The sequence below is a fragment of the Fusobacterium sp. IOR10 genome, from assembly GCF_010367435.1.
Taxonomy (GTDB): domain Bacteria; phylum Fusobacteriota; class Fusobacteriia; order Fusobacteriales; family Fusobacteriaceae; genus Fusobacterium_B.
Map to the genome: position 1 here is coordinate 1 of NZ_WJWY01000039.1, position 13,502 is coordinate 13,502.

Here is a 13,502-nt window from a genome sequence, read left to right on the forward strand (position 1 = left end):
GGTTTGCTTGCTTATCTTGTTAAATTTCTCTATTCTATTGTTAATGTCCTTCGTTCGCATCTCTTGCGGACAAGAAGTATAATACCACTTTCAGCAATTTATGTCAACTGTTTTTTATTTTTATTTTGTTGATTATTAATTTAAAACAAACTTTGTCTTAATCTATCCCAAGCATAGCAATGCTCGTCTTTAAAATAAAGTTTTTAAATATAATTTTTTCTAAATACAATTAAGTCATATATATCTTGGTTCATATAAGGACTAACTATTTTTTTTATTATTTTTTCCCATAAATCATTGAATTTCTTATAATCCATTATTTCCAATTGAATTAAAATTTTTTCTTTATATAAAATGTCTTCCTTTGTTTTTTTTAGTCCAAATGCTATTTTTTCTTTTATCTTTAAATAATTTTCTTTTTTTATTGATTTCTTTGAATAGTAATTCCATAAAAATTCTCTATCAAAATTTATTTCTTTATATATTATTTTTCTAATGGAACTAGCCATGTAATCAACAGAAACTTCCTTTGAAAACATTCCCTTTTCATCTAAAAGAGGTATGAAAACATCTTCAAAATGATAGTCTTGTATAGATTTACTAAAGATATTTAAATTTCTTAAAAATCTCTTAACTTTTACTGTATCTTTTTTCAAAAAATCTAGATCAACTTGATAAGTGGTCCCAATGTGAGGAAAGAGAAAACTAACCAAATCTTTAGAATGGCAAAAGTTAACTATTTTATCTTGAAATATCTCATTTTTATCAATTAATTCTTGAAATTTTATTCCATTATATATTTTCCCAACTAAATTTTCTATTTGGAAAAGTTCATTTATAAAATTTTCTTTTAAGAACAAATCTTTTCTTCTTTGAAATGGCAATTTTTTTAGTATATCTTTCAAATTAGTCTGCTTTGATATTGAATCAATAAAATCTTGAGTCATTAAAAAATTAAAATTATAATTTTTATCAACTAATAGGGTTCTTCTGTCCTTTATTATTTTATTTTTCTTTAATTCTTTTATTATAAAATTCTTATAACTTTCTTCAAAATCTTTGAAAATAATTTTTTCATCCTCAGTTAATCCACATTTTTCTAGTATTTTTTCATAATCAAAAAAATCGTCTATATTAATAATTCCATCTCTTCTTATACCAATGGAATTCCAAGTACGTGTCAAAGGAATCTTCATATATTTTTTGTAGGCAGTAAGGGAAACAAATTGAGCAATTCCACCACCTAGAGAATGTCCTGTTAATGAAATTTGTTCCAATTTTATTTTTTCTTTTTCTATTAAATCTTCAAAAACTTCAACCCCTTCAATAAACTGAAGAGGTCTTTTTCCCAATCCTATCATTAAATCTGTTTCTACAAAATCCCTATAAGCTTCTTCCAAGGGAGAAGTTTCACTCCCCCTGTAAGAAATTACATATTCATTTTTTTTCTTAAATACAACTGCATAAAATCCTGATTTTGTTCCCTTAAGACTTTTCCCAGTTTTATTTTCTATTTTATAAATTTTCCAATCTTTCATTTCTTTTAAAAAAAACTTTTCTCCATTAAGACAAACATCATTTTTCAAAAGATTATCATTAGTTGAAAGTTCCTTTAAATTCATTCCAATTAATACTTCCCCTACATTTTTACCTATAGAATCCTTTGGAAAATTAAAATAAGATAAAATCCCTAAAAATAAAAATTCTCTTGAAGTATGCATAATTTCTCCTTTTTTAATCCCTCACATATCCATATTTAGATAAAATTTCCTCTTCTTTCTTTCTCATTATTTTTTTATCATCTTCTTGAATATGATCATAACCTAATAAATGTAATAGTCCATGTGTTAGCACATAGTAAAACTCTCTTTTAAATGAATGTCCATAATCCTTTCTTTGTTCTTCCACTCTTTCTAAGGAAATTACCATATCTCCTAAACTATCATAAATACCACTTACACCTTCATCATTGTCATGATAAGCAAAGGATATTACATCTGTGGGAGAATCTTTTCCTCTATATTCTTTATTTATTCCTTGTATTTCTTCGTTCCCTGTTAATAAAATAGATATATAAACTTCCCTTTCACTTACATATTCTCTATTTAATAATTCCTTAACATATTGTTCAACACTATCATAGGATATTTCCTCTTCATAACCTTCTATATTCATCACTAAATCTAAATTAACTAACACTTTTCCTCCTAAAAATTTCTTTTTCTATTTTTTTTGACCTGGATATTTTATTCTAACATGATGTATCCCTATCAATGTCTTTGTAAACACTTTTATTATTATTTCTATTTCTTTAAAAGTTAAATCTGCATCTGATAATTGTCCGTCTTCTATCTTTCCTGAAATTACTTTTCTTATCATTTCTTCTATTGTTGTATATGTTTTTTTATCCAAACTACGTACAGCTGCTTCAACTGAATCAGCAAGCATTATTATAGCAGATTCTTTTGTTCTAGGTTTAGGACCTGAATATCTAAAATCTTCTTCTCTTATATTTAAACTATCCTGTTTAGCTTTATTATAAAAATAAGTTAGTAATGTTGTTCCCTGATGTTCATACATTATGTCCCTTATTTCTTTAGGAATCATATAGGCTTTCCCCAATTCTACACCTTCCTTAGTGTGAGAAAGTATTATTAAAGCACTTAGGGAAGGGGTTAATCCCTTATGTAAATTTTCTCCACCCTCTTGATTCTCAACAAAAAATTTTGGTCTCTTTAATTTCCCAATATCGTGATAATAACTTGCCACCCTTGTGAAAATACTATCTGCACCTATTTCTGCAGCTGCATTTTCTGAAATAGTAGCAACCATCATAGAGTGATAAAAAGTTCCTGGAGCCTTAACTGAAAGATCTCTTAGTAAAGGTTGGGAAAGGTCCCCCAATTCCAAAAGTTTAAAGGTTGTTAAAATATTAAAAGTTCTTTCAAAATATGGAACAATTGATATACTTAACATCCCAGACATTATTCCTGAAATTATTATTAAACCACTATTAAATAAAATTTCAAAACCAGCAACCTTTGAAAAATAAGCAATTATTATGTAAAAAATAAATTTAACAATTGATAACTGAACTCCTATGCTTATAAGCTGAGATCTTGTTTTTATATTCTTAAATAGTCTCACTCCAAAAACCATTGATAATAAAGAAATTATAAAATAAAAAACATTGTAACCTGTTAAAGGCATTATATAAGCTAAGTATATCATTCCCATCATAAAGGCAAAGTTAGAATTTACTAATACATCTAACAAAAAAAATACCATTTCAAAGGGTAATAAATATAAATATTTTATATCAATAAATCTATACACTAAAAACATTACAACAGTTATGAAAAATATAGACTTATATATCTTTTTATTTAACAATTCTTTTTTATAGCTACCATACAATAGATTATAGGCACCAACTGATATAGTTAATAAATAAACTATATTTGCAACAAATCTTAACAAGCTTTCCCCATATGAGTAAACTCCCGCTGCACTTAAAATATCTAATTTTCTTTCTGTTAAAACTTCCCCTTTTTTAGCAATTAAACTTCCTGCAGATATTTCTGTTATTTGCTCCCCTATCATTGATGTTTTTTCTTTTATTCCATTTTCTGTTTTTTCCTTGTCATAAATTAAGTTTGGTACTATAAATGATTTTAAAATTTTTGTTTCCAAATCATTTAATTGAGATATCTTTTCTTCAGTTTCGCTACCTAAACTAATTACTTGTCCTTCTTTTCTGACCCCTTTAGTATAGATGAATTTTACCATATTCAAGAGTTTTGTTTTTTGCTTTATTATTTCTGAAAGTTTTAATTTTGAAATATCTAGAATAATATTCTTATTTATATCTTTTCCAATAATATCTTCTATATATTTGTAATTAAAATCTAATTTTTTACCTCTTTTCAAATCTAGAATTTGATCATAAAAATTTTCCAATCCTTTTATGTTATTTTCTTCAACTTCTGGAACACTAATGTATTCTTTTTTAGAGGTTAATATCAGCTCTTGAACTATTGCCTTTCTTTTATTTATATCATTATATTTAAATGTTTTGGGCGAATAAATGTTTTCCTTTAAAATATTGCCTTCCTTATAATGATTTCTACTTAAAAGTGGCATTATTTTAGCTGTTAAAATAATAAAAGACATGGCTAACATTAAGTACATTATCTTTTCTTTTAAGTTATAACCTTCTGAATAAATTTCAACATCATCTTTGTTTTCTTTTTCTAATTTTAATATTAATTTAAGTCCGAAAAATCTAAACTTTTTCATAAGTTCCTCCAAAAAAATCTATCCTATAATTTCTTCTATACTTTTTCTTATTATATTCTTAGTTGGGATACTTTTTATAAAATATTTCCCATATCTTTTTGTTACGATTCTATTATCTAAGATTGTAATAACCCCTCTATCTTCTTTACTTCTTATTAGCCTTCCAATTCCTTGCTTAAATTTTATAACTGATTCTGGAATCTGATACTCTAAAAATGAATTTTTCCCTTGTTCTTCATATTTTTCAATGATGGCTTCTGTAATAGGATCGTTTGGTACTTTAAAAGGTAATTTTACTATTACAACTGAACTTAATTTATCTCCCTTTACATCCACTCCTTCCCAAAAAGAATCTGTTCCAAGTAAAACTGGAAATTTACTTTTTTTATATAACTCAACTAGTTTTGTTCTAGGGTACATCCCTTGAATAAATAAGTTTATTCCATTTGCTTCAAGTTCCTTTCTAATTGAATAATAAACATAATTTAACGCCTTATACGATGTAAATAAAACAAATGTTCTTCCTTTACTTTTTATTATTAATTTTTCTAGAAACCTTTGAACATCCTCTAAAAAATTCCTGTCGTTTGGTGCAGAAATATCCTCTGGAATATATACTTTCATCTGTTTATCATAGTCAAATGGTGACTCTATAATTTTGTCGTAAGTTTTCTCTTCTAAACCTATTGAATTTTTAAAATATTTAAAATTATTCATAACTGCAATAGTTGCAGAAGTAAAAATAATTTGTTTTAAGTTTTCATATAAGTTTTCAGAAAGTTCACTATCTATTTTTAAAGGAGTGGCCACTAATTTAGAATTATTTTTTTTCTCATTTACCTCAATCCAATATATAAATTTATCATCTTCAAAAGTATTGATAAACTTAAAGTTACTTAAAAATGATTCTAATTTATTTGTATAGTTTATAAATTCATTTATTTTTCCTTCTTTATCCTCTGCTTCAGAAATTAAAGATAGTACTCGTTTTATTGTATTTAGGTAACTTTCAAATTCCAAAATAAAATCTTCTTTTTCTTTTTCTAGCATTTTTAAAAAAGTTGACTCTATAATCTCCCCTTTTTTTATTCTAACTGATAAACTTCCATTTTGACCCTTTGAAAATATTTCTATAACTCTTTTAAAAAAATTATTTCCAGCTAAAAATAAATTTTTATGTTCATCTATTAGTTTCTCACTTATTATTTTTTGAACCTTTGATTTATTATCTAAATCTATTTTATTTAAATATTTATATAAAATACTTATGTGCCCATTTAATTTATAATTAGTTTCACTTTCTTCTAATAACTTTTCTTTAGACGAATTATCTCTTTCTTTTTTAGAATTGTAAATTTTATTCATGGATTTTACAAAACTATATTTTGAAACTTCATATGAAAAATAATCCCTTGCTACTTTTTCAATATTATGAGCTTCATCAAATACAACTAAACCATATTCTGGCAATATTGAGAAATCACTATTAAAACCTATTTCTTTCTTTATTGCTAAATCAGAAAAAAAGATATGATGATTTGCTATTAAAATATCTGCATTTTTTTTCTCATCCCTTGCTTTAAAAAAGAAACATTCTTCCCTGTGAGGACAACCATTATAGCAAGTGTCACTTTCGCTTTTAAAATACTCCCAAATATCGTAACTTGGTTCAAAATTCAGTTCTGATTTATCCCCTGTTTCTGTTGCTCTTCCCCAATTTATTAATTCTTTAATTTGAATTTTTTGTTCATCTGATAAACTTCCTGCCTTTATAACATTTCCACTAGAAACATTATAATATTTCCTGTTGCATAAATAGTTTCCTCTACCTTTAACTAAAACATAATTAAATTTTTTACCCATAATTTTACGAACCATTGGTATATCTTTATTCATTAGTTGTTCTTGTAAATTAATTGTGTTGGTACTTATAACAACTTTTTTTTCATTTTCAAGAGCCCATTCTATACTAGGTATTAAATAAGCTAAAGTTTTCCCTGTTCCTGTTCCTGCTTCAACAATAATTTTTTCCTCTTTATTTAAACCCTCTTGAATATGTTTTACCATATTATTTTGTTCTTGTCTAAATTCAAAATCTTTAAAATTTTGAGCTATTAATCCCTTTTCTTCAAAATAAGGGAGAACATCTATTTTTTTATTTTCCTTTGAAAATGATTCCATAACAACATAAATGTTGTTAACTTCATTATTTATAATATAAAAACCACCGTCTTTTTTATTTCCAAAAACATTTGCTACTTCAATATCAGAATCTGAAGGATATAGATATCCTGAAGGATGATTATGTATTATAACTTCATTTCTCTTCATTCTTTTTAAAAAAGCTGGAACACTATATTTATTTCCTCTAGCTAAGGAAATAACTTCAGAAACTATTCTATCTTCATTTAAAATCCCTCTAAAAAAAACTTCATTATTTCCAGAGTTTATAATCTCTTCCTTCATTTTTTTTATAGACTTTGCATCTATCATATCTTCTATCTTCATGACTTTCCTCTCCATATTTTATACTATAGATTATATCATATTTTTTTTCTTAAAAAACATAAACTTTTTTTTATTTTCCTATGATATTACTAAACTTTATGATATAATGTTCTCGGTCCATTGTTTTAAATATGTGTGTCTCTTTTTAGATTATCACCTATTTTACGTTTAGGAACAAATAAATTTTTTATTAATATTAGGAGGTTTTGATTTGGCAAACAATAAATCAGCTAAAAAGAGAGTAATTTTAAATGAAAGAAACAGAGTTAGAAATCAAGCAGTAAAAACAAAGGTAAAAACTACAACTAAAAAGGTATTAGCTTCTGTTGAAGATGGTAACAAAGAAGTAGCTTTACAAGTTTTATCTGCTGCTTATAAAGAATTTGACAAAGCAGTTTCTAAAGGTGTTTTCAAGAAAAATACTATTTCTAGAAAAAAAGCTAGACTATCTGCTAGAGTTAACGCTTTATAATTAGATTCAAATAATTAATAAGCTAGACCCAGAAGAAAATTTCTTCTGGGTTTTTTCTTTACAATATATTTAAATATTCATTAACATTTCTATTAAAGATGCCACCACTATCCCTAGTATAAAAAACAAAGTTAAACTTCTATATTTTTTTAAAAAATAATTTATAAACTTTGTAAATACACCTATCCCTAAAATTACTCCAACTCCAAAATAACCTAAGGGTAAAAAATCTAAGTTGCTTATATAATAAATTACATTTTGGTGTTCACCTAAAGCTAACAGTAAAAGAGACCCTGAAATACCTGGAACAATCATCGCCCCCCCTGCAAGGGATCCACAGAATAATAATTTTATTCCATAGGCAGTATCAAAGGTTTTTCTTATTTGAAAATCTGAGTTTCCAGCACTGAACTTATGGACTATCATGAAAAAAGTTAGTACAAAAATCATTCCCAAACAAAAATAAATTATATTTTTCACCTCTTTTATTCGTTCCCCTTTAACAACAACAGGAATAGAGGGCAAAACCAATACAACAAAAATTAACTTTGTGTATAATGGATAATTTTCATATAAATATCCCACTATTTTTGCAAAACTTAAAATTCCAATAACTGCACCTATAATTATTGGAGCAATAAATACTATATATTCTATTTTCTTTTTCACTGGTGCTGTTACAAAATTTGCCAATGACTCTATTAGTTTATCGTAAATCCCAAAAACTATTGCCATTGTTCCCCCTGAAACTCCAGGTATAACATTGGCCACTCCAATACCCATTCCTTTAAATATATTTATAATAAAGCTGTTCATTTTCATTTTTCCTCCAAGTAATACTAATATTTTTATATTCTAGCATACTTTTATTAAAATTTGGAAAATTAAATAAAAACAGCTATATTATTTTAGTAAATAGAATAATATAACTGTTTTTTATTTATTTTTTATTATATTTTAATTTTATCCTTTATAATTTACCTTTTTTTACAGCAATTAATAAAGTTACTATTAATCCACCCCAAACAGCTGTACATCCAAATATCATCATTACTAAAGCTAATTTATTCATAATATCTAATCCTCCTCTTCAGATTTTTTCCATTTTTTATTATAGAATATAGTTGCAAATATAATCATTAAAAGAATCGTTCCCCATCCAAAAACTATTTGTCCCATAAATGCAGGTTTGTCTGTTCCATTTAAATCTATTAATTTTTTTATTCCACTAACAAGATTACTTATAACAGTTATACCAAGCACTCCTGGTGTTAAATATTTTAATAGGAAATTAAATATCCTACCAATTTTAAAATCTGAATATTCGTTAGCTTCTAATCTTATTTTTTCAATACCATATACATAACTTATCAAAATAGACTCAGTCAATCCCAAGGTAGCTATTACATATTGTCCAACATGGGCATCAACTATATCTAATATAAAATTAAATCCTGCATAGGTTGCAAAACAAGCACTTCCTAAAAATCCTATTATTGAAACTAATCCCACTATTTTTTCTCTTTTAATATTAAATTTATCTAAAGTTGCTGTTGTAAAAGCTTCTAGCATTGATATACTTGAAGAAAGCCCTGCTATAAATAAACAAAAGAAAAATAAAAATCCTATTATACCTTGAAGAAAAACATTAGTTGTAATAGTAGATACTGCAATTGGGAAAGCTATAAAAGCTACACCAGCACCTGAACCAAAGGAGTTAAAATCAACTCCCATGGTATTAACTAAATATCCTAAAGTTGAAAAAACTGTAATTCCTGCTATTATATCAAAAGAAGCATTTGAAAATACTGTTATAAATGAATTATTAACAATATCCCAATCATCTCCCAAATAAGATCCATAAGCTATCATAACACCAACTGCTAAGGTTGTTGAAAAAAATACTTGGGCATAGGCTGCTACCCATATATTAGGATTTAAAATCTTAGTGAAATCTGGAGTAAATAATTCATTTAATCCTAAAATTGCTCCTGGTAATCTAACTGAATTAATCATAAAAGCTATCATCATAACCATTAATAAAGGTGTAAATATTTTAGAAGCTTTCTCTATACCTTGGGAAATTCCATTTTTTACAATTATCCAGTTCCCAACCCAAACAACAATAACAAAACCTAATAGGTATTTACTAATCCCAGCTGCAAAATCAAAGGGTCCTGTTCCTCCACCAACAATTAATCCCATTAATTTTCCAGGATCCGACATCCAATTTACTATTCCAAAGGCATGAGCCAATGACCAGACCATAAATATAACTGATATGGATATTATAGTACTGTAAAACATCATTACTATAATTGGAACCATTACTTGAAGCCATCCTATCCATTCATATTTTTTACCTAATAATTTAAAAGCTTTAGTTGATCCCCCTCTAACTTTCCTCCCATAAGTATATTCTAATATCATCAAAGGAATACCACAAGTAAACAAAGCCACTATATATGGTAAGAAGAAAGCTCCTCCACCATTTCTATAAGCTTGAAATGGAAACCTCCACAAATTCCCTAGCCCAATAGCTGCACCAACTGCTGCAAATATGAATCCTCTTCTACTTCCCCATACTTCTCTTTGTTCTGCCATACCAACCTCCTAGATATTCTTATTACTTAAATAACCTAAAAAATTTATTTCAAAATATAAGCTCGCCCTCATATATTTTAGACAGTATCCCTTTTAAATGTATGTAGTTAATCTTCTGATTTCAAATACCTATATATTGTTTTTTCTGATGTGTTAAATCTTTTTGCTAACTCTCCTATATTTCCCTTCAAATTAAAAACACCCTTTTCATTTAGTTCTTTTATTATTTTTATTTTTTCTGATGTTTTTAAAGCATCGTTTGGTTTTTTTATTTCACTAAAAAGTTTATTTATCATCTTTTCAGAGTATTCTTCAACAGTATTTTTAAAATTTTCCTCTTCGTATTCCTTGGTTAAATTTCTTTCAGGTCCCCCTGTAATACTCTTTAAAGTTTCGTTTAAATAATTTGCTGCTGATACTATATCTGAAATATCTATTTTTATATTTAGTAATCCTATTATTTCATTATTTGATTCATCCCTTATAAAATAAGTTGACACTCTACACAGATTACCATTTTTATCCTTCCCTGGAATTTTATTAATCGATTTTTTTTCTGTAGTCTTATAATTTTCAAAAATATTCAAATATATATTAGGAATACTGCTCCCTAATTCACAATTACAATTTGAACTTTTAGCTGTTAATTTTCCTTTTCCATTTTTTGAAAATTCGTATAAAGTGACTTCCACATCTCTTCCCAATGAATTTCCTATAAATTCAACCATGAATTTATAATGTTTTAAAATATCTTTCTTTTCTATGAAAATCCCCCCTCATTCAAACAGCGAGATTTTTTTCTCAAATTATTTTATAACGAGAAAATTTTCCGCTTTATAATACTTATTATATCCTTTTTTTAATACAAAACAAATATATAATATATATTTAAATGTTTTTTGTCCCTATTTTTAGGACTTTTGTAAGTATTTTTTAATTATTTAATAAAATGGCCTTTCTTTATTTTTAGTTCTTAAATCTTTTTTTTAAAGTACTTACTTATAAATTTAATTTTTCATCACTATTTCATTTGAAATCATTGCACATATATTAAATGAATAGTTCTGTTTTAAAGCATAAAACGATTAATTTATTTAGTGCTTTCTTTCACTCTTTTCAAATATCTATAAATACTAGCTTGGGAACATCTTAATTTCTCTGCCACATATTTCACTGCTCCCCTTAATATGAAAACACCTTTATCATTCATTTTTTCAACTATATCCATTTTTTCTTCAAGAGTTAACCTTTCAACAGGTACTCCCAAGTCATCTATAATCAATTTTAATATTTCATCAACAGTATCTTCCATTGAACTATAAAAATTTTCAATTTCATCTTGATTAATTTTTTTTGATTTTAGTTTATCAGTATATGTGTGTTTTTCCTTTGCAAAATTATTAGGATGACATAGACCTAAAATATCTTCAACTATAAGTTGATATCTACTATCATCAAAATTTATACATAAAAGACCTAATAATGTATTTTCTGAATTTTTTATAAAATATATATTTGATCTTAGCATCTTCCCTTCTTTTGATAAAGAAATATAATCAGATATATAATTTTTGCTTCTGTAAACCCCTTTAGATATAGCCTCTAAAGATTTTTTATTCAAAGGTGCACCTATTTTTCTACCGCTTATATGCCCATTGGCTATTGATATTATAGAACTATCTTCATAAGAAAAATCATATAAAACTATTTCATAATCTGGTCCCAATGTATGAGCTAAAAATTCTATTAGTCCTAAATACGGATATAATCCTGCTTTAATCATAATCCCCCTCCTTTTTTCACCGTGATAATATTTTATCACATCGACACTTATTTTACAAGAACCTGGAAATCCCCCTGTAAACCCCCTCTAACTAAGTACCATTTAAAAACATAAACCTCTTATATAAAACTTTTAAATTAATTTGTTGACATTTTTTTATTCCAGTGATAAACTATTTTTATGAAGATAAATTATTTATATTTATTTTAAAATTTTATTAGCTGACCGCTAGTCATTTTTGATAACCGGGGCACAGAAAAAATTTATATAATTTTGGAGGTGTTTTGTAATATGGCAGTAAAATACATACCTGAACCATTTAGAATTAAAATGGTAGAAACTATTAAGATGTTAACTAGAGAAGAAAGAATTAAAAAGATTAAAGAAGCTAATTATAACTTATTTAATCTTCGAGGAGCAGACGTCTACATTGATTTATTAACTGACTCTGGAACAAATGCAATGAGTGATAAACAATGGGCTGGTATTATGCGTGGAGACGAGGCTTATGCAGGAGCTTCAAGTTATTATAAATTATTAGAAGCTGGAAAAGACATTTTTCATTATGGATATATTCAACCTGTTCACCAAGGTAGAGCAGCAGAAAAAGTTTTATTTCCATTAGTATTATCTGAAGGAAAATTTGCTATTTCCAATATGTTCTTTGATACTACCCGTGCTCATGTTATTTTATCAGGTGCACGTCCTATAGATTGTGTTATAGAAGCTGCAAAGCATCCTTTTAAACGTTGTAAATTTAAAGGAAACATGGATATAGAAAAATTAGAAAAAATTATTTTAGAAAAAGGTCCTGAAAACATAGGAATAGTAGTTATGACTATTACAAATAACTCTGCTGGTGGACAACCTGTTTCAATGGAAAATATTAAAAAAACATCTGAAATTTGTAAAAAATATAACATTATATTTGATATTGATGCTGCTAGATATGCTGAAAATGCTTACTTTATAAAAAGAGATGAGGAAGGATATCAAGATAAATCAATAAAAGAAATAGTACAGGAAGTTTTCTCTTATGCTGATATGTTTACTATGTCTGCAAAAAAAGATACTATAGTTAATATGGGTGGACTTATAGGAGTTAAAGACGGTAATAGTCCTTTAATTTTAAAAATAAAAGCTGCTTGTATTTCTTTTGAAGGATTCTTCACTTATGGAGGTTTATCAGGAAGAGACTTAGAGGCTCTTGCAATTGGTCTTTATGAAGGATTAGATGAAGATTATTTGAAATATAGAAATGGACAAATGGAATACTTAGCTTCTAGATTAGATGATGCTGGAATAGCTTATCAAGCTCCAATTGGAGGACATGGTCCATTTATAGATGCAAAAGCTATGTTCCCTCAAATTCCTTACAATGAATTTCCTGGACAAGTTTTAGCTATTGAACTTTATATTGAAGCTGGAATTAGAAGTTGTGACATAGGATCTTATATGCTAGGAAATGATCCTGACACAGGTAAACAATTACATGCTGATTTTGAATTCACTCGTCTTGCAATTCCAAGAAGAGTTTATACTCAATCTCATTTTGACATAATGGCAGATGCTATTATTGCAGTTAGAGATAGAGCTGACAAAATAAAAAGAGGATATAAAATAACTTGGGAACCACCTATTCTTCGTCATTTCCAAGCCTCTCTTGAACCAATAGAAAAATAAAATTATATATAATAAAAAAGGCTCCTTTTGTAGTGAACCCATTTTCTTGGACATGAAATTTAATATTTAATTTAAGGATTGATTCCTGTATTCTGCAGGAGTTAATCCTTTTAATTTTATTTTAATTCTCTGATTATTATAATAATCAATATA

The 13,502-nt window shown here is 26.7% G+C and carries 12 protein-coding genes; 2 read left to right on the top strand and 10 right to left on the bottom strand.

Annotated elements, in window-relative coordinates; translation table 11 throughout:
- Window positions 1-203 precede the first annotated feature (203 nt).
- The 4 genes from GIL12_RS09000 to GIL12_RS09015 are packed head-to-tail and all read right to left on the bottom strand — an operon-like array spanning window position 204 to window position 6,807.
- Window positions 204-1,721 carry a hypothetical protein gene (locus GIL12_RS09000; protein WP_163470150.1) on the bottom strand — a complete coding sequence of 506 codons (1,518 nt, stop codon included), beginning with the start codon at window positions 1,719-1,721 and terminating at the stop codon, window positions 204-206.
- A gap of 13 nt (window positions 1,722-1,734) precedes the next feature.
- Window positions 1,735-2,175: an rRNA maturation RNase YbeY gene (gene ybeY, locus GIL12_RS09005; protein WP_163470159.1), complete on the bottom strand. Its 441-nt coding sequence runs from the start codon at window positions 2,173-2,175 to the stop codon at window positions 1,735-1,737.
- 48 nt (window positions 2,176-2,223) lie between these two features.
- Window positions 2,224-4,299, bottom strand: coding sequence for an HD family phosphohydrolase (locus tag GIL12_RS09010; protein WP_163470151.1), 2,076 nt, complete (start codon window positions 4,297-4,299; stop codon window positions 2,224-2,226).
- An 18-nt stretch (window positions 4,300-4,317) separates the two neighbouring features.
- On the bottom strand, window positions 4,318-6,807 hold the full coding sequence (locus GIL12_RS09015) for an ATP-dependent DNA helicase (protein ID WP_163470152.1): 2,490 nt from the start codon (window positions 6,805-6,807) through the stop codon (window positions 4,318-4,320).
- 211 nt (window positions 6,808-7,018) lie between these two features.
- Between GIL12_RS09015 and rpsT the strand changes: the two genes are divergently transcribed.
- Complete coding sequence (rpsT, locus tag GIL12_RS09020; protein ID WP_163470153.1) at window positions 7,019-7,279, top strand: 30S ribosomal protein S20; 261 nt, start codon at window positions 7,019-7,021, stop codon at window positions 7,277-7,279.
- A gap of 69 nt (window positions 7,280-7,348) precedes the next feature.
- Here rpsT and GIL12_RS09025 read toward each other — a convergent pair whose 3' ends face one another.
- From GIL12_RS09025 to GIL12_RS09045, 5 genes are all read right to left on the bottom strand, one after another.
- Window positions 7,349-8,101, bottom strand: a complete 753-nt coding sequence (locus GIL12_RS09025; RefSeq protein WP_239056088.1) for a DUF368 domain-containing protein — start codon at window positions 8,099-8,101, stop codon at window positions 7,349-7,351.
- A 148-nt stretch (window positions 8,102-8,249) separates the two neighbouring features.
- Window positions 8,250-8,351, bottom strand: coding sequence for a MetS family NSS transporter small subunit (locus GIL12_RS09030; protein WP_163470154.1), 102 nt, complete (start codon window positions 8,349-8,351; stop codon window positions 8,250-8,252).
- Between the two features lie 5 nt (window positions 8,352-8,356).
- The gene (locus tag GIL12_RS09035; protein ID WP_163470155.1) at window positions 8,357-9,883 is read right to left on the bottom strand and encodes a sodium-dependent transporter; all 1,527 of its coding nucleotides are present in this window, start codon (window positions 9,881-9,883) and stop codon (window positions 8,357-8,359) included.
- Between the two features lie 107 nt (window positions 9,884-9,990).
- The gene (locus GIL12_RS09040; protein ID WP_370456716.1) at window positions 9,991-10,653 is read right to left on the bottom strand and encodes a helix-turn-helix domain-containing protein; all 663 of its coding nucleotides are present in this window, start codon (window positions 10,651-10,653) and stop codon (window positions 9,991-9,993) included.
- Between the two features lie 320 nt (window positions 10,654-10,973).
- Window positions 10,974-11,666: a transcriptional regulator gene (locus GIL12_RS09045; RefSeq protein WP_163470157.1), complete on the bottom strand. Its 693-nt coding sequence runs from the start codon at window positions 11,664-11,666 to the stop codon at window positions 10,974-10,976.
- Between the two features lie 291 nt (window positions 11,667-11,957).
- On the opposite strand from GIL12_RS09045, the gene GIL12_RS09050 reads away from it, so the two are divergent.
- The gene (locus tag GIL12_RS09050) at window positions 11,958-13,349 is read left to right on the top strand and encodes a tryptophanase (RefSeq protein ID WP_163470158.1); all 1,392 of its coding nucleotides are present in this window, start codon (window positions 11,958-11,960) and stop codon (window positions 13,347-13,349) included.
- Between the two features lie 66 nt (window positions 13,350-13,415).
- Here the strand turns inward: GIL12_RS09050 and GIL12_RS09055 are convergent.
- On the bottom strand, window positions 13,416-13,502 hold an 87-nt coding region (locus GIL12_RS09055), incomplete at its 5' end, for an IS3 family transposase (RefSeq protein ID WP_163469728.1).